Source organism: Sphingomonas leidyi, from assembly GCF_011761945.1.
GTDB lineage: Bacteria > Pseudomonadota > Alphaproteobacteria > Sphingomonadales > Sphingomonadaceae > Sphingomonas > Sphingomonas leidyi.
Window position 1 is genome coordinate 913,423 of the sequence record NZ_JAASQV010000001.1, and the last position, 16,569, is coordinate 929,991.

Annotated in this window: 17 protein-coding genes and 1 riboswitch; of the genes, 6 read left to right on the forward strand and 11 right to left on the reverse strand. The window is 67.6% G+C overall.

Translation table 11 applies throughout. The features are described from left to right. Nucleotides 1–27 precede the first annotated feature (27 nt). Nucleotides 28–684, reverse strand: a complete 657-nt coding sequence (locus tag FHR20_RS04590; protein ID WP_208413398.1) for a hypothetical protein — start codon at nucleotides 682–684, stop codon at nucleotides 28–30. A 136-nt stretch (nucleotides 685–820) separates the two neighbouring features. On the opposite strand from FHR20_RS04590, the gene FHR20_RS04595 reads away from it, so the two are divergent. Beyond that, complete coding sequence (locus tag FHR20_RS04595) at nucleotides 821–2,182, forward strand: DUF418 domain-containing protein (RefSeq protein WP_341786406.1); 1,362 nt, start codon at nucleotides 821–823, stop codon at nucleotides 2,180–2,182. Here the strand turns inward: FHR20_RS04595 and FHR20_RS04600 are convergent. The 3 genes from FHR20_RS04600 to FHR20_RS04610 form a co-directional block, all read right to left on the reverse strand. Continuing rightward, nucleotides 2,106–3,581 carry a DHA2 family efflux MFS transporter permease subunit gene (locus FHR20_RS04600; protein ID WP_243857118.1) on the reverse strand — a complete coding sequence of 492 codons (1,476 nt, stop codon included), beginning with the start codon at nucleotides 3,579–3,581 and terminating at the stop codon, nucleotides 2,106–2,108. The genes FHR20_RS04595 and FHR20_RS04600 overlap by 77 nt on opposite strands. Nucleotides 3,582–3,726: 145 nt before the next feature. After that, nucleotides 3,727–4,830 (reverse strand): HlyD family secretion protein, encoded by a 1,104-nt coding sequence (locus FHR20_RS04605; RefSeq protein ID WP_167298415.1) that lies wholly within the window; start codon nucleotides 4,828–4,830, stop codon nucleotides 3,727–3,729. Next, nucleotides 4,823–5,269 (reverse strand): MarR family winged helix-turn-helix transcriptional regulator, encoded by a 447-nt coding sequence (locus tag FHR20_RS04610; protein WP_167298416.1) that lies wholly within the window; start codon nucleotides 5,267–5,269, stop codon nucleotides 4,823–4,825. Before FHR20_RS04610 ends, FHR20_RS04605 begins: the two co-directional genes overlap by 8 nt. Before the next feature lie 97 nt (nucleotides 5,270–5,366). Between FHR20_RS04610 and FHR20_RS04615 the strand changes: the two genes are divergently transcribed. The 4 genes from FHR20_RS04615 to FHR20_RS04630 all read left to right on the forward strand — a co-directional run bounded on the left by FHR20_RS04615 (nucleotide 5,367) and on the right by FHR20_RS04630 (nucleotide 9,245). Beyond that, complete coding sequence (locus FHR20_RS04615; protein WP_167298417.1) at nucleotides 5,367–5,810, forward strand: GFA family protein; 444 nt, start codon at nucleotides 5,367–5,369, stop codon at nucleotides 5,808–5,810. Then, nucleotides 5,791–6,555 (forward strand): alpha/beta fold hydrolase, encoded by a 765-nt coding sequence (locus tag FHR20_RS04620; RefSeq protein ID WP_243857119.1) that lies wholly within the window; start codon nucleotides 5,791–5,793, stop codon nucleotides 6,553–6,555. The genes FHR20_RS04615 and FHR20_RS04620 overlap by 20 nt, the downstream gene beginning before the upstream one ends. A 61-nt stretch (nucleotides 6,556–6,616) precedes the next feature. Beyond that, nucleotides 6,617–8,452 (forward strand): M2 family metallopeptidase, encoded by a 1,836-nt coding sequence (locus FHR20_RS04625; protein WP_167298418.1) that lies wholly within the window; start codon nucleotides 6,617–6,619, stop codon nucleotides 8,450–8,452. A gap of 52 nt (nucleotides 8,453–8,504) precedes the next feature. Beyond that, entirely contained in the window at nucleotides 8,505–9,245 is a 741-nt protein-coding gene (locus tag FHR20_RS04630; protein ID WP_167298419.1) for an SIMPL domain-containing protein, read from the forward strand. A 35-nt stretch (nucleotides 9,246–9,280) separates the two neighbouring features. On the opposite strand, the gene FHR20_RS23010 is transcribed toward FHR20_RS04630, so the two are convergent. The 4 genes from FHR20_RS23010 to FHR20_RS04645 form a co-directional block, all read right to left on the reverse strand. Continuing rightward, nucleotides 9,281–9,412 carry a hypothetical protein gene (locus FHR20_RS23010; RefSeq protein WP_279589387.1) on the reverse strand — a complete coding sequence of 44 codons (132 nt, stop codon included), beginning with the start codon at nucleotides 9,410–9,412 and terminating at the stop codon, nucleotides 9,281–9,283. A 93-nt stretch (nucleotides 9,413–9,505) separates the two neighbouring features. Beyond that, a complete protein-coding gene (locus FHR20_RS04635; RefSeq protein ID WP_167298420.1) occupies nucleotides 9,506–10,951 on the reverse strand; it encodes an AMP nucleosidase in 1,446 nt (481 codons plus the stop codon). Nucleotides 10,952–11,050: 99 nt separating this feature from the next. Continuing rightward, nucleotides 11,051–11,305 carry a hypothetical protein gene (locus FHR20_RS04640; protein WP_167298421.1) on the reverse strand — a complete coding sequence of 85 codons (255 nt, stop codon included), beginning with the start codon at nucleotides 11,303–11,305 and terminating at the stop codon, nucleotides 11,051–11,053. Between the two features lie 77 nt (nucleotides 11,306–11,382). Further along, a complete protein-coding gene (locus tag FHR20_RS04645) occupies nucleotides 11,383–11,865 on the reverse strand; it encodes a peroxiredoxin (RefSeq protein WP_086129161.1) in 483 nt (160 codons plus the stop codon). 102 nt (nucleotides 11,866–11,967) lie between these two features. Between FHR20_RS04645 and FHR20_RS04650 the strand changes: the two genes are divergently transcribed. Beyond that, nucleotides 11,968–12,528: a YqgE/AlgH family protein gene (locus tag FHR20_RS04650; protein ID WP_167298422.1), complete on the forward strand. Its 561-nt coding sequence runs from the start codon at nucleotides 11,968–11,970 to the stop codon at nucleotides 12,526–12,528. Between the two features lie 40 nt (nucleotides 12,529–12,568). Here the strand turns inward: FHR20_RS04650 and FHR20_RS04655 are convergent, their stop codons facing one another. From FHR20_RS04655 to metE, 3 genes are read right to left on the reverse strand one after another with little or no spacing between them, the layout of a single operon-like run. Next, nucleotides 12,569–13,114: a hypothetical protein gene (locus FHR20_RS04655; RefSeq protein ID WP_167298423.1), complete on the reverse strand. Its 546-nt coding sequence runs from the start codon at nucleotides 13,112–13,114 to the stop codon at nucleotides 12,569–12,571. 59 nt (nucleotides 13,115–13,173) lie between these two features. After that, on the reverse strand, nucleotides 13,174–13,917 hold the full coding sequence (locus FHR20_RS04660) for an acyl-CoA thioesterase (protein WP_208413399.1): 744 nt from the start codon (nucleotides 13,915–13,917) through the stop codon (nucleotides 13,174–13,176). Next, on the reverse strand, nucleotides 13,917–16,217 hold the full coding sequence (gene metE, locus FHR20_RS04665; RefSeq protein WP_167298424.1) for a 5-methyltetrahydropteroyltriglutamate--homocysteine S-methyltransferase: 2,301 nt from the start codon (nucleotides 16,215–16,217) through the stop codon (nucleotides 13,917–13,919). The genes FHR20_RS04660 and metE overlap by 1 nt, the downstream gene beginning before the upstream one ends. 109 nt (nucleotides 16,218–16,326) lie before the next feature. Then, nucleotides 16,327–16,522: riboswitch (cobalamin riboswitch) on the reverse strand. Nucleotides 16,523–16,569 lie beyond the last annotated feature (47 nt).

Sequence of the window (16,569 nt, forward strand, 5' to 3'; positions counted from 1 at the left end):
CGAAAGAAATCAAGGTCTAACCCTAGCTCAGCTGTCGCAGCTATAGTCGGGCGGGTAGATCGAGCGGCCGAGATCCTTGCGGACGCGCCGGGCCAGGCCGGTGGCCTCGCGATTGCCGAGCTTCTCGGCATGGGTCAGCACCTCCGTGAGCGGGCCCGAGCAGCCGCCGACCGAATTCAGCATCGCCACCATCCGCGAAGCGCGCACCGGCCCGTCGCCCGCGTTCTGGTGCGCCGGGGGAAACCAGCCGAGCCCGGCATATTTGCGCTGGCGATCTTCCCGGCTGTAGGAGGAGTCATCGACCGGATCGATCACTTGCGTGCCGAGCAGGATCATGCCCGCGGCGGCGGCCATGCTGCCGATCCGGGAGGGGCCCTTGGAGATCCGGTCGGGATCGGGCATCGCATAATAGCTGAGCAGCAGCGCGGCGACTGCGCGGGCGCTCTGGATGTCTTCCACCAGGGTCAGCGCGTCGGGATCCACTTCGATCCGGTCTGCCCGCGCGCGGGCGAAGGCGCCGCGCTCCTCGGCGGGAATGGTGGCGAGCGTGAATTCGGCGCCCTTGGCGGTCAGTTCGTGCAGCGCGACGTCGAGCTGCTCGATCGGGGCAGGGCGCGGCGGGGCGGCGGCGCCCAGCGCGAGCGCGGCGGAAACCATGGCGAGCAGCTTGATCCGCATGTGCATTCCCCTCTTCCCATTGCCCGATCATAGCCGGGATCGGTGCCTTGGGCGAGACGTTGCGGCGAAGCGCAAACCGTAGCGCGAACGGCGTCTTTACCGGGAATTGACTGATCCGCGCTAGAAGGAAGGCCTCTTACGGGTGGGCCGCGTGGTGGTGGAAACGAGCAATGCCGGATTGGCGCCCGTGCGCGGCAAGGCGCGTATCGACGTGCTCGACATGCTGCGCGGGCTGGCGATCCTCGGCATCTTCTACATCAACGTGCCCTATATGGCGGCGAGCGTCTGGACCTTCTCGGCCGACGTCCGGCTGATCGGCTGGACGCCGGCGGATCGCGACGCCTGGGTGGCGGTGAACCTGTTCTTTGCGGGCACGCAGCGCTGCCTGCTCGAATTCCTGTTCGGCGCCGGCATGATGGTGCTGGCCCGCAAGGCGATGGCGCCCGACGGGCCGGTGGCGGTCGCCGACCTCTATTACCGGCGCAACCTGTGGCTGCTCGCCTTCGGCCTGTTCGACGTGTTCGTGCTGCTCTGGCCCGGCGACATCCTGCACATCTATGCGCTCGCCGCGCTGTTCCTGTTTCCGTTCCGCACCTTGGGTCCGAAGACGCTGGTCGCGCTGGGGCTGGGCTGGGCAGTGCTCACCGGGCTCGGCATCCCCGAATATGGCGCGCGCGAATATGCCGCGCGGACGGAACTCGTGCAGCAGGTGGAGCGGGGCGAGCCCGCCGCGCTCGCCGAATGGCGCAAGCTCTCCGTCCATGTCCCCGATCCCGTGCGGGTCGCCCGCGAGCAGGCCGCGCATCAGGGCGGCTGGCTGCCCTATGCGAAGAATGCGTGGAGCTATTGGAGCTATCTCGCCGACGAATGGCTGCTCTGGGACGTGTTCGAGGCGTTCTGCACGATGCTGATCGGCGTCGCGCTGTGGAAATGGGGCGTGATCCAGGGGCTCAGGAGCGCGCGCTTCTATCTGTGGCTGCTGGTCGCCGGCTACGGCTTCGGCCTCACCGCCCGCGCGATCGGGCTGGCGGAGACGCTGAGCTTCGCGCCGGGCCCGCGGAGCCTGTGGATCACCGGCGAGTTCGCGCGCATCGCGATCGGGCTCGGCCATCTCGCGCTGGTCAACCTGCTGGTGAAGAGCCGCGCCGGCGCCGCTGCGCTGGGCGTGTTCAAGGCGCCCGGCCGCATGGCCTTCTCGCTCTATTTCCTCCAGCAGATCGTGGGGATGTACATCCTGTTCGCGCCCTGGGGCCTGCTGCCCTGGGGCCGATATGGCTGGGCGGAATCGGCGCTGATCTCGACGGTCGGCATCGTCCTGCTGGTGGCCTTCGCCAATCTCTGGATGCGCCATTTCGTCAGCGGTCCGCTCGAATGGGCCTGGCGCAGCCTCGCCTATGTGCGGTGGCAGCCGATGTTGCGGGCGGAGCCTAGTGCCCCGCCGCAGCCGGATCGTTCTCCACTTTCCCGCCCGGCTTCTGGAGCAGCACCACCAGCGGCACGCTGACCGCGGTGACGATCGCCATCAGCCAGAAATCGTTGAGATAGGCGATCATCGCCGCCTGCCGGTTCACTTCGGCGTCGATCAGCCCGGTGATCATCGCGCCCTGCTGGCCCATGCCCTGCACCAGCGAACCCAGGCCGTTCATCGTCGTCGCGGTGACGTGCTCGCCCAGATATTGGTGGCTGCGCTGGATGTTCTGCGCGAGGATCGCGCTCACGGCCGATATGCCCACCGACGCGCCGATGTTGCGGGTCAGGTTGAGCAGGCTCGATCCCTCGGTGCGGAAATGCGGGGGCAGGCCGGCAAAGGCGAGGCCGTTCAGCGGCATGAACACCAGGCCCAGGCCCAGGCCCTGGACGAAGCCGGAGACGATGAAGGGCGTGCTGCCCATCTCGAGCGTCCAGCCCGACATTTCCCACAGCGAAAGGGCCGCGATGGTGAGGCCGATCCCTACCGACCAGCGCGGATCGAGCCAGCCGCGCTGGATCAGCTGCGCGCCGACGAACATGGTGATCACCACGCCGAAGCCGCGCGGCATCAGCAGCATGCCGGTCTGGAACACCGAATAGCCGTAGAGATTCTGCAGCATCGGCGGCAGCAGCGCCATCGTCGCCATCATCACCAGGCCGATCACCAGCATGAAGAAGATGCCGGTCACCAGGTTGCGATGCCTCCACAGCTCGCGCTCGAACATCGGGTTCTTCGCGGTGAACAGGTGGACGGCGAACATCCACAGCGCGATCACGGCGACGAGCATCTCGATCCAGATCTCGGTCGAGGAGAACCAGTCCTGGTCCTGTCCGCGATCGAGCATCAGCTGGAGCGAGGCGATGCCCAGCGAGAGCAGGGTGAAGCCGAAGATGTCGAACGAGCGCCTGCGGATCGGGCGCGAGGGCAGCAGCCACCACAGGATGGCGAAGCAGACGACGCCGACGGGCAGGTTCACGTAGAACACCCAGCGCCAGTTGAAATTGTCGGTAAGATAGCCGCCGATCAGCGGGCCCATGATCGGGCCGACCATGATGCCCATGCCCCAGATCGACATCGCCTTGGGCTGGTCCTTCGGCGCGTTGATGTCGAGCATCACCGTCTGGCTCAGCGGATTGAGGAACGCCGCGGTGATCCCCTGGAGGATGCGGAAGGCGACCATCTCCTCCAGCGTCTGCGCCGCGCCGCACATGGCGGAGGCGATGACGAAGCCGACGGTGGCGATCAGGAACAGGTTGCGCGAGCCGATCCGATCGGAGAGCCAGCCGGTGATCGGGATCGCGATGGCCGAGGCGACGATGTAGCTGGTCAGCACCCAGTTGATCGTGTCGCGGGTGGCGCCGAGCGAGGCCTGCATGTGCGGGATGGCGACATTGGCGATCGTCGTGTCGAGGATCTGCATGATCGTCGCCATCATCACGCCGAGCGTGAGCAGGCCCTTGTACCTTACGGGGAGGGCGGCCCCGCCACCGCCCGGAGGGGCGGCTTGCGGGCGGGGAGGCGTGGGGGGAGACGCCTCACCCGCCCTGGTGGCGCGGCCGGGGGCTGCCGTCGCCATTTCAGTTGCACGCGCCCTTGAACACCACCTTCACATCGGCGGAGAGGCCGGCGATCAGCGCGCGCGGGCTCTTGTCGTCGATCGCGATGCGCACCGGCACGCGCTGGGTGACCTTTACCCAGTTGCCATTGGCGTTCTGGGCGGGGAGCACCGAGAATTCCGATCCGGTTCCGGCGCCCATGGATTCGACATGGCCCTTCAGCTTCAGGCCAGGATAGGCGTCGAGGGTCACGATCGAGCATTGGCCGACCCGCATCTTGTTGAGGTCGGTCTCCTTGAAGTTCGCATCGACCCAGGCCGGCCGGTTCGACACGATCGTCACCGCGGCGAGGCCGGTGATCATCTGCTGGCCCACCTGCAGGCTCTTGGTCTGGCTGACGATGCCGCTCACCGGCGCGCGCACTTCGGTGCGCTGCAGGTCGAGCAGCGCCTTGGCGAGCTGGACGCGGGCGGCCGCGATCGCCGGGTTCTCGCCGGGCACCGCCGCGCCGGTGGCGATCTTGGCGCGCGCTTCGGCGGCGCTGGCCTGGGCGTTCTGCAGCTGGGCGCGGGCCTGTTCCAGCGCATGCTGGGCCGACTGGAAATTGGCGCGGGTGGTGAAGCCCTGCTTCATCAGCGCGTTCTGGCGGTCGTAATTCTCCTGGGCGTTCTGGATCGCATCGTGCGCGGCCTGGATGTCCGCGCCCTTGCCCTGGTAGCTCACCTCGTCGGTATTGAGCTGCACCTGCGCGGCGGCGATCGCGGCCTGGGCCTGCGACACGGCGATCCGATAGGGCTCGGGGTCGATCCGGAAGAGCAGGTCGCCGGCCTTGACCGTCTGGTTCTCCTTCACGCCCACTTCGACGATGCGGCCCGCCACATCGGTCGAGACCGAGCTCTTGTCCTGCTGGACATAGGCATTGTCGGTCGAGACGCTGTTGCCGCCGGTGAAGTAGAAATAACCCATGATGGCCAGCAGGATGGCCGGCACGCCGAACATCAGCAGCGGGCGCAGCAGGCTGCGCTTCGGCTTGGCCGCGGGCGCCTCGGGCACGGTCGTGCCTTCGGTCGGGATGGTGATCTTGGTCTCTTCGGACTTTTCGATCTTCGGATCTGCATCAGCCATTTGCGGCCTCGTTGCCCTCTTGAACGGTGGTCAGGTTCGCGCGGAGCCCCTCGAGCGCCGCAATCAGTTCCTCGCGCTGCCGGGTGCTGAACCCCTGGAGCGTCTCTTCGATCAGATCGGCCGCGAGCACATGGAGCTCGTCGAGCACCGGCGCGGCCTTGTCGGTCAGGTGGATGCGCCAGGCGCGGCGATCGGCGGGATCGCGGCGGCGCTCGACAAAGCCGGCCTCCTCGAGCCGGTCGATCATCCGGCAGGCGGTGATCGGCTCGACCTCGAGCGCCTCGGCGAGCTGGCCCTGGTTGAGGCCGGGGCTGCGCGAGAGGATCTTGAGCACGCGCCACTGCGCCACGCTCGCGCCGCTCGTGCGCGCCCGCTCGTCGAAACGGCGGCGCAACAGGCGCGAGACATCGCTAAGAAGGAAACCCAGACTCTCGGTCATGCGCGGCACATAATAAGCATACTCATAGATTTCAATCGGCAACGCGATTGCATTGTGCGGCGCACCCATTGCAACGAACGAAACAGGAGGGCGAGCCATGGCAGAGGAAATGACCGGCGGATGCCAGTGCGGGCGGGTGCGCTATGTGGCGCAGGTGGCGGACGACGAGGCCTATCTCTGCCATTGCCGGATGTGCCAGCGCGCCACCGGCGGCGTCTCGATCGCGTTCAAGAACCTGAAAAAGGCCGATGTGCGCTGGGAGCGGGCGCCCGATCGCTACGCCTCGTCGCCGATCGCCGTGCGCGGTTTCTGCGCTACGTGCGGCACGCCGCTCAGCTTCGAATTCCCTGACAGCGCCAATATGGACCTGACGGTGGGCAGCTTCGACGCGCCGCACCGCTTCCGCCCGGTCCATCATTTCGGCGTGGAGAGCATGCACGAGCAGTGGCTCGACACGACCGGCCTCACTCGATACCGGACCGACGACAATCCCCAACTCGTCAAGCGCTGGATGGACTCCGTTGGCAAACTTCCCGACTGAAACGCACCGCTTCCCGAGCTTCGACGGCGTCGAGCTCGCCTGGACCGAAATGGGGCAGGGGCGGGATGCGATGCTGATCCATGGCTATGCCTCCACGGCGGAAGTCAACTGGATCAAATATGGCCATGCCGCGAAGCTGGCGGAGAAGGGCTTCCGGGTGATCATGCCCGATCTGCGCGGCCATGGACTGAGCGCGGCACCGCACGACGCGGCCAGCTATCCGCCCGACGTGACGATGCGCGACGCGCTCGCGCTGGTCTCGCATCTGGGTCTCGTCGATTACGATCTGGGCGGCTATTCGCTCGGCGCGCGCACCACGGTGCGGATGATCGTCGACGGCGGCGCCACGCCGCGCAGGGTGATGCTGGCCGGCATGGGGCTGGCGGGCATCGTCGCCGCTTCGCGCACCGGCACTTATTTCCGCCGCGTGCTCACCAATCTCGGCGGCTTCGAACGCGGCTCGAGCGAGTGGCTGACCGAGGCCTTCCTCAAGACCACCAAGGCCGATCCCGCCGCGCTGCTGCCGATCCTCGACACCTTCGTCGACACGCAGGAGGAGCATCTGGCGCGGCTCACCGAGGAGACGCTGGTCGTCGCCGGCGCCGAGGACGATCACAACGGCTCGGCGCACGAACTGGCGGACATGCTGCCGCATGCCACCTTCGTGGAGATCCCCGGCAATCACATGAGCGCGGTCACCCGGCCCGAGCTGGGGCGGGCGATCGCCGATTTCTTCGCGGCTTGACCGGCTGGCGGGGCGCGCGCATCGTCTCCGCCATCCAGAAAATCCGAGGGGAATTCCGTACATGATCCGCACCGGCATCTCGATGCTCGCGCTTGCCTCGCTGCTCGCCGCCGCGCCGCTGGGCGCGCGCGACCGCGACGGCGAAGCTGCCCAGGCCGCGCCCACCGCCGCCGACGCCAAGGCCTTCGTCGCCGATGCCGAGGCCAAGCTCTTTGCCCAGGGCGTCGTCGCCTCGCGCGCCGAATGGGTCTACGAGACCTATATCACCCCCGACACCGAGGCGCTGACCGCGCGCGAAGGCGCGGCGCTCACCAAGCTGCAGGTCGATCTGGCGCTGGGCGCGGCGAAGTTCGCCAATGTCGCCGGGCTCGACTATGACACCAGCCGCAAGCTCGGCATGCTCCGCAACAAGATCGTGCTGCCCGCCCCGGTCCGTGCCGGCGCGGCGGACGAGCTGGCGGCGCTCTCGGCCAAGATCACCGGCATGTACGGGGCAGGCAAGGGCATGCTGAACGGCAAGCCGATCAACGGCTCCGACATCGAGGCCGCGATGGGCGAGGAGCGCGATCCCGCCAAGCTCAAGGAGATGTGGGTCAGCTGGAACGACAATGTCGGCGCGCCGATGCGCCCCGATTACGCCAAGCTGGTCGGCATCGCCAATGAAGGCGCCAAGGGCCTGGGCTATGCCGATGTCGGGGCGATGTGGCGCTCGGGCTACGACATGGATCCGGACGCCTTCGCGGCGATGACCGACAAGATCTGGAACGACCTCAAGCCGCTCTACGTCGCGCTGCACACCTATGTGCGCCACAAGCTCAACGAGAAATATGGCGAGGCGGTCCAGCCCGCCAAGGGCCCGATCCGCGCCGATCTGCTCGGCAACATGTGGGCCCAGGAATGGGGCAATATCTACGACATCGTCGCCCCGGCGGGGTCGGGCAGCGTCGGCTATGACGTGGGCGAGCTCCTCAAGGCCAAGGGCTATGACTCGCACAAGATGGTGAAGGCGGGCGAGGGCTTCTACTCCTCGCTCGGCTTCAAGGAACTGCCCACAAGATTCTGGGAACGCTCGCAGTTCGTGAAGCCGGCGGATCGCGAAGTGGTGTGCCATGCCTCGGCCTGGGACATCGACAATGTCGACGACCTGCGCATCAAGATGTGCATCAAGGTCAATGCCGACGACTTCGTGACCATCCATCACGAACTCGGCCACAATTATTATCAGCGCGCCTACAACCAGCAGCCGGCGCTGTATCTCGACGGCGCGAACGACGGCTTCCACGAAGCGATCGGCGACTTCATCGCGCTGTCGATCACGCCCGATTACCTTGTGCAGATCGGCCTGCTCGACAAGAGCCAGGTGCCGAGCGCCGACAAGGACACCGGCCTGCTGCTCCGCCAGGCGATGGACAAGGTGGCGTTCCTGCCCTTCGGCCTGCTGGTCGACAAGTGGCGCTGGGGCGTGTTCTCGGGCCAGATCCCGACGAATGGCTATCAGGCCGGCTGGGACAAGCTGCGCCTGCAATATCAGGGCATCGTGCCGCCAGTGGCGCGCGACGAGACCAGGTTCGATCCGGGCGCCAAGTTCCACATCCCGGCGACCACCCCCTATACCCGCTATTTCCTGGCGCGGGTGCTGCAGTTCCAGTTCTACAAGGCGGCGTGCGACCAGGCGGGCTGGAAGGGCCCGCTCCATCGCTGCTCCTTCTACGGGAACAAGGAAGTGGGCGCGAAGCTCGACAAGATGCTCCAGATGGGCGCCTCCAAGCCCTGGCCGGACGCGCTGCAGGAATTCACCGGCACGCGCGAGATTTCAGGCAAGGCGATGGCGGAATATTTCGCGCCGCTGAAGAAGTGGCTCGATCAGCAGAACAAGGGCCAGCCGCAGGGGTGGTGATCTTCGGGGGCGGGCCGCAGGGCCTGCCCCCTTTGCATAGGGAGGTCCGTAAATGCTCAGATATGCAGTTGCTCTCGCCATGATCGCGCTGCCCCAGGCGGCAATGGCCCAGTCGGCGCCGGTGGACGGGCCGGTGACGGTGGAGATCGTCGCCGCGGGCGAGGCCAAGGTGCCCGCCAATCGCTTTCGCTTCTCGGTGAAGGTCGCGGGGAAGGGGGCGGACGACAAGGCGGCGGAAGCGGCGCTCGCCGCGAACCGCGCCAGGCTGGTCCAGGCGCTCGCCGCGAAGGGCATTCGCGAGGGGCAGCCGCTGGAGGGCGCCGGCGCCAATCCGCTCGCCAGCCTCGTCGGCGCCTTTACCGGGCATGGCAAGCCCAGCTTCGCGCTCGACACTGCCGATGGGAATGAAAAGCCGCAGTCGACGGCGACCGAGACGGTCTTCTTCGATGCGCCCACTCGTGCCGCGGCGACCGCTGCAAGTCCCATCGCCGAGGCCAATGGCGGGAAGATGGCCGATGAAGTGATTGCGCTGCTCGACGATTATGTAGGGCCGACGCGCCAGGCCAAGGCCGATGCCCTCGCCAAGGCCCGTGCCGAAGCGGCCGCCTATGCCACCACGCTGGGCCTGCGCCGCGCCACGATCGCACGGATCAGCGAGAAGCAGGACATGGTCGCCGGCTCGATGAGCTTCTTCCTGCAACTCATCGGCATGTTCGCCGGCAAGCAGGGCGCGGCGTCGGACACGGTGACGGTGAACGCCAACCTGTCGGTGGAGTTCCAGCTGAGCCGCTGACCCTTTCGTGCCGCCGTGACCTGACCGCTGAAAGCTCAGCCCGGCGGATCGCTGTCCGGGATCATGCTCTCGTCGGCGATCTGCGCGTCCCATTCGGCCGAGCTGTCGGTGCCGTCGGGCTGGTGCGCGCGGGGCGGTTCTTCCTGCGTTTCCTCGGGATCGATCATCGCGCGTCTCCTCAAAAGGCTCAACGCACCGACAATAGCACAGGTCGCTTCCCTATCCGTCATCCCGGCGTGCGCCGGGACGATGGGCGCGGCTCATCGGAACGGCGGCTCGTTGAACGCGCGCAGCTTGCGCGAGTGGAGGCGGGGGCCTTCGCGGCGCAACTCCTCGCAAGTCTCGATGCCGATCTTCAGATGCTCCGCGATGGCGCGCTCGTAGAAGCGATTGGCCTGGCCGGGCAGCTTCAGCTCTCCGTGCAGCGGCTTGTCCGAGACGCAGAGGAGCGTGCCATAGGGCACGCGGAACCGGTAACCCTGCGCCGCCAGGGTCGCCGATTCCATGTCGATGCCCACCGCGCGGCTCAGCGAGAAGCGCAGCGCCGACTTGGAATAGCGCAGTTCCCAGTTGCGGTCGTCGGTGGTGACGATGGTGCCGGTGCGCAGCCGCTGCTTGAGTTCCTCGCCGGATTGGCCCGAGACCGTCTCGGCGGCGCGGGCGAGGGCCAGCTGCACTTCGGCGATCGCCGGGATCGGGATTTCGGGCGGCAGCACGTCGTCCATGATGTGGTCGTCGCGCAGATAGGCATGGGCGAGGACATAGTCGCCGATCCGCTGGCTGGGGCGCAGGCCGCCGCAATGGCCGATCATCAGCCACGCCTCGGGGCGCAGCACCGCCAGATGGTCGGTGATCGTCTTGGCGTTGGACGGGCCGACGCCGATGTTGACCAGGGTGATGCCCGATCCGTCCGCGGCCATCAGGTGATAGGCGGGCATCTGGTGGCGCCGCCAGGCCGAGGTGTCGTTCAGCAGCCGGTCGGTATCGTCCCCGGCCTCGACCAGGATGCCGCCCGCGCCCGAGACGCCGGTGAAGCGGCTCCCCTCGCCCAGCTGGTCCACGGCCCAGCGGACGAACTCGTCGACATAGCGGTGATAGTTGGTGAACAGGATATACTGCTGGAAATGCTCGACCGGGGTGCCGGTATAGTGGCGCAGCCGGGCCAGCGAGAAATCGGTGCGCAGCGCGTCGAACAGCGCGAGCGGGCGGGTGTCGTCGGTCGACAGCCACAGCCCGTCGGCGATCTCGTCGCCGATATGCGCCAGTTCGGTCGCGGGGAAGTGGCGGCCCAGCTCGGTGACCGAGATCTGGTCCATGTTGGCGATGTGGCCGGGATCGAGGACATAGGGGAAGGGGATCTCCTGCCGCCCGGTGACGGCATGGACCTCGACGTCATAATCCTCGATCAGCAGGGTCAGCTGCTCGGTAAGGTAGCGGCTGAACATCGCCGGGCGGGTGACCGAGATGCGATACTCGCCTTCCTCGACCAGCCGGCCGAACGAGCGGCGCGGGGCAGGGCGGCCGCGCTCCTCGCCGCCGCGATAGACGAGGCGCAGCTCGGGATAGGCGAAGCTGCCATCGGTCCGGTCCTCCGGATTCGGCGGCGTGCCGTCGTTGATGTAGCGGTTCAGGGCAGCCTTGAGGCGATCGACCGAGGCGTTGTAGAGGCGCTCGAGATCGGCGACGATATCGGAAGCTTGAGTCATCTTCGAGGGCTAGAGCGCAAAGATGACGCTGGCAAGACCATGGGCCGGAACAAGTCCCGGCCCGGGCCCGGCCCTCCCCATAGGGGAGGGAAATTTTTCCTATTCCTTCGCCTTGGCGGGCGCCGGTTCCTTGTCGCCGCCCAGCTGGGTGGCGGCATAGGCGGCGCCGCCCACCGCGGCGGCGACTCCGGCGGCGATGCCGGCCGCGGCGATCGGGTGTTCCTTCACCGCGGCGACGGTGGCGTCCACCGCATCGCCGATCGCTTCCTGCGCCTGGGCAAGGAAGCTCTTCGCTTCTTGCTTGGCTTCCTCGATCGTCTCGGGAAGTGCGTTGGCAGTTTCGGTATCGGCCATGTCGGTCCCTTTCTGAAAAGCTCGCCGGATCAACTCCGGCGAGCCCTTCGCGGTTCCGTTACGCCGTCATGTCCGGATCACAGCCTTCCGAGCAGATATTCGGCCGAGCTGACCTCGAACTGGCCCGGCGCCTCGACATGGAGCTGCTCGACCACGCCGTCGTTCACCAGCATCGAGAAGCGCTGGCCGCGCGTGCCCATGCCGAACTTCGCGCCGTCCATGGTGAGATCCAGCGCCTTGGGGAAGTCGCCATTGCCGTCGGCGAGCATCGTCACCTTGCCGGCCACGCCGCTCGCCTGGCCCCAGGCGCCCATCACGAACGCGTCGTTGACGGCGGTGCAGGCGATCTCGTCCACGCCCTTCGCCTTGATCTCCTCGGCCTTCTCCACGAAGCCGGGCAGGTGCTTGGCCGAGCAGGTGGGCGTGAAGGCACCCGGCACCGAGAAGAGCGCGACCTTGCGGCCGGCGAAGAAATCGTCCGAGCTGGTCTGCTCGGGGCCGCCCTCGGTAACCTTGACGAAATTTACGCTGGGAATGCGGTCGCCAACCTGGATGGTCATTCTACTCTCCTCGGGAATGATGAGTCGCATGTCCCAATCGGCTCCCCGGCCATGATTTTCAAGCGTGGCGGAGCCGAAACGGTGCGGCTACGTTGATCGGCCATGGACTCGACGCGCTTCCTCACCGGCCAGTTTCTCCTCGCGATGCCCGGCATCGGCGATCCCCGCTTCGAACGCGCGGTGATCGCGGTGTGCGCGCACGATGTGGAGGGCGCCCTCGGCATCGGCATCGGCGACACGATCGACGGGCTGACGCTGCACGATCTGCTGGATCAGTTCGAGATCGAGCCCGGCGTCGCGCCCGACACGCCGGTGCATTTCGGCGGCCCGGTCGAGCCGCGCCGCGGCTTCGTGCTCCACTCGCCCGACTGGGGCGGGCAGGACACGATCGACGTGGGCGGCCGCTGGTCGCTTTCCGGCACGATCGATGTGCTGCGCGCGATCGCGGAGGGGACGGGGCCGTCCCGGTGGCTGGTCGCGCTGGGCTATGCCGGCTGGGGCGAGGGCCAGCTCGACAGCGAGATGGCGCGTCATGGCTGGTTCAACACCATGGGTACGCCCGACCTGATCTACGACATCGATGCCGAGGACCGCTGGACGGTTGCCTTTGCCGGGGCGGGCATCGATCCGCGGCTGCTGGCGAACAGCGCGGGCACGGCCTGAGACACGGGGCAGGGGACGGGCTGAAGACGGCGTGCCGGGATCAGTGCGTCGGGCCGGGTTCCGGCTCGTCGTCGCCACGGACGTAGACCTTGCCCTCCAGCATCTTGATGCGGATCAGCGTGTCCTTGTGCGGCGCGGTGCAGAAGCTGGAGGTGCCGCTGATCTCGGTCTTCTCATGCGTCTCGCGGTGCCGGAGCACGAAGCGCACGGGCAGGGTGCAGGTATCGGCGTTGCCCGTCTTGAAGCGCAGCGTCGCCTTGCTCGGCCAGAGCGGCTGGGCGAACTGGTTGTGGCTCCAGTGCACGCTCTGCCCCGGCTTGGCCGAGTCGAGGTAGAAGCCGATCACGTCATAGCCGCTGGTATCGTTGACGATCAGCACGCAGCCAAGGTTCCAGCAATTGTCCCGGACTTGCGTGCTGGCGCCGCGCATGATCGTCATCATCGACTGGGCGGCCTCGAAGGACATGCCGCGCGGCGGGATCGCGCCGGCGCTGTCCACATCCTGGGCGACGCCACCGTCCTGGGCGGCGGCGGGCTGGGCAACGGCAATGGCGAGCAGCGACGCGAAGGCGATGAACCGGAACATGGGCTTGGCTCGCATGATGGTTGGACGCCGGCGCATTCTGCCTTGCCCCGGGCGCTTCGTCACTTGCCAAAATGCGCGGGAGCCGTGGCGACCATCACGAATTCGGCCGAAGCCGCGCGGCGCCGCGCGGCGCTGAGCAGGTCCTCGGCCCATAGCTCCACCCGCACGCGCCGCGACCGATTGCCGCGCATGATGATGCGGGCGGCAAGCTCCACCATTTCGCCCTCGTGGATCGGCGTCGCGAAGTCGACGCGGTCGGAGGCGGCCATCACCATCACTTTCCGCGTGTCGCGCGTGGAGGCGATGAAGGCGGCCTTGCCGAGCATGCGCAGCGCGTCGCCGCCGAACAGCGTGCCGTAATGGTTGGTCTGGGGCGGGAACACCATGTCGGCCATCACCAGCACGCCCTCCGGTTCGGCTTCGGAGCCGGTCGGGGACGGGGCGAGGGGCGGCAAGCGGGTTGCCGCTCCCCCGCGCGCCACCAGCGTGAAGCGGCCGCGCGTGCACAGCCGCCGCTCCCCGCTGAGCAGCGCCTCGGCGACCAGCTCGACCTCGATATCGAGCGAGCGGGTGCCGACGCGGACCACGCGGCCCACCGCCTCGATCAGCTCGCCCTTCAGCGCGGGGGCGGCGAAGTCGATCCTCTCGGAGGCGGCGGTGACGAAGGGCGCCCGGCCATGGCGCGAGGCGGCGAGGAACGCCACCTTGTCCATGTGCGCGAGCGCCACGCCGCCGAACAGCGTGCCATGGTGGTTGGTGTCGCCCGGGAACACCATGTCGATGAGGCGGACGACACCCGCCATCAGGCCGGCTCCGCCACGCGCACGCGAAGCTCCCGCGCCGCGGAGACCATGGCGTCGATCGCCGGCTTCACTTCCTCCCATTTGCGGGTCTTCAGGCCGCAATCGGGGTTCACCCACAGCTGCTCGGGCGCGAGGTGCGCCTGGGCCAGCTGCATCAGCCGGACGATCTCGTCGACCGAGGGCACGCGCGGCGCATGGATGTCGTAGACGCCGGGCCCGATCGCACTCGGATAGCGATAGGCGGCGAAGCCTTCGAGCAGCTCCATCTGCGAGCGCGCGGTCTCGATCGAGATCACGTCGGTGTCCATCGCGCCGATCGCCGGCAGGATGTCGTTGAACTCCGAATAGCACATGTGCGTATGGATCTGGGTTGCGTCGCCCACGCCCGCGGCCGAGAGGCGGAAGCAATCCACCGCCCAGTCGAGATAGGCCTGCCAGTCGCGCTTGCGCAGCGGCAGGCCTTCGCGCAGCGCCGCCTCGTCGATCTGGATCGCCTTGCAGCCGGCTCTTTCGAGATCGACTACCTCGTCGCGGATCGCCAGCGCGATCTGGGCGCAGGAGGCCGAGCGCGGCTGGTCGTCGCGCACGAAGCTCCAGTTGAGGATCGTGACGGGGCCGGTGAGCATGCCCTTCATCGGCCTGGCGGTGAGGCCCTGGGCATAGCGCCACCACTCGACGGTCATCGGCTTCGGCCGCGAGACGTCGCCGAACAGGATCGGCGGGCGCACGCAGCGCGAGCCATAGCTCTGGACCCAGCCGTTCACCGTGAAGGCGAAGCCCGCGAGCTGCTCGCCGAAATACTGGACCATGTCGTTGCGCTCGAACTCGCCGTGCACGAGCATGTCGAGCCCCGCTTCCTCCTGCCAGCGGACGGTGCGTTCGGTCTCTTCGCGCAGGAACCGTTCGTACGCGGCATCGCCGAGGTTGCCGCGATTATGCTCCGCGCGGGCATGGCGCACCTCGGCGGTCTGCGGGAAGGAGCCGATCGTCGTGGTGGGGAAGGGCGGCAGCGCGAGGATCCCGGCCTGCACCGCGGCGCGCGCCGCATAGGGCGATTGGCGGCTGCGCATCGCCTCGGTGATCGATGCGGTGCGGGCGGCGACCAGCGGATCGTGGATGCGCGGCGAGACCTTGCGCGCCGCCGCGGCCCGGCCGGAAGCGGCGAGCTTCTCCGCCACCCAGTCACGGCCGCCGTTCAGCGCGTCCTTCAGCGTCACCAGTTCGTCGATCTTCTGCGCCGCGAAGGCGAGCCATTGCTTGATCTCGTCGTCGAGCTTCGGCTCGAGCGCGAGGTCGACGGGGACGTGGAGCAGCGAGCAGGAGGGCGCGAGGACGATGTCGCGCGTGGCCGCGACCGGCTCGATCCGGTCGAGCAGCTTCTCCAGGTCGGCGCGCCAGATGTTGCGGCCGTCGATCACGCCCAGCGAGAGCAGCAGCCCCTTGGGCGCGGCGACGAGGACCTTGTCGAACTGGTCCGGCGCGCGCACCAGATCGACGTGCAGTCCCGCGACGGGCAGGTTCACCGCCAGCGTGAGATTGTCCTCCAGCGCGCCGAAATAGGTGGCGAGCATGATCTTGAGGCCGAGGCGCGGCAGCTTGGCATAGACGCGGGTGATCGCGGCGCGCTGGCGCTCGTCCAGGTCGAGCGCGAGGATCGGCTCGTCGATCTGCACCCATTCGGCGCCGGCATGGGCGAGCTGGGTGAGCACCGCCGAATAGAGGCCGAGCACTTCGTCGAGAAAATCGAAGGGATCGACGTCGCGGCCCTTGGCGAGGCTGAGCCAGGTGACGGGGCCGAGCAGCACCGGCCGTGTCTCGTAGCCGAGCGCCTTGGCCTCGCGATATTCGTCGACGATCTTGGAGGAGGAGAGGGCGAGCTTCTGTCCCGCCGCCAGTTCGGGCACCATATAATGATAGTTGGTGTCGAACCACTTGGTCATTTCCTGCGCGGTATGGCCATGGCCGTGCGCGCAGCCCGCGCTCTCGCCCGTCGTCCCGCGCGCCATCGCGAAATAGGTGGCGAGGTCGGCCGTGCCCGCCGCGACGCCGTAGCGCTCGGGAATGGCGCCCAGCATCAGGCTGGTGTCGAGCACGTGATCGTAGAAGGAGAAATCGTTGCTCGGCAGCCAATCGGCACCGAGCGCGGCCTGGCGGGCCCAGGCCGCGGCACGCAGGCCCGCGGCGGCTTCGAGAAGCTCCGCCTCGGTGGACTTGCCGCTCCAGAATTTCTCGAGCGCGAATTTCAGCTCGCGCCGCGGGCCGATCCGCGGAAAGCCGAGCGTGGCAACAGTGACGGTCATGGTCTTCATACCCCGATGAAGGACGGGGGAGACCGGCTTGGACACAGGCATGCGCGGACGGTCGCCCGGCCGCGGCATGCAAGCGGCCAGACCGGGCACCCCGCCGGTGGACGTTATCGCGTCAAAGGCAGGTCTCCTGGCTCGCGGGTCAGCGCGGACGATCCGTCTTCCCAGGGCGGTGAGGCCCCAGTGACTCGCTTGGATCGCCGCTCGCCGCTTACAGTTGCGGGGGCAGCGCCGGACTTGCACCGGCTTCCCGTCTTAGCTTCCGGGCAAGCCGGAAGAACCTCGACGCCCCAAGCATCCGCTTGTCGAAGCTCCGCGTCAAGCGTCATATAAAGATATCTTTATA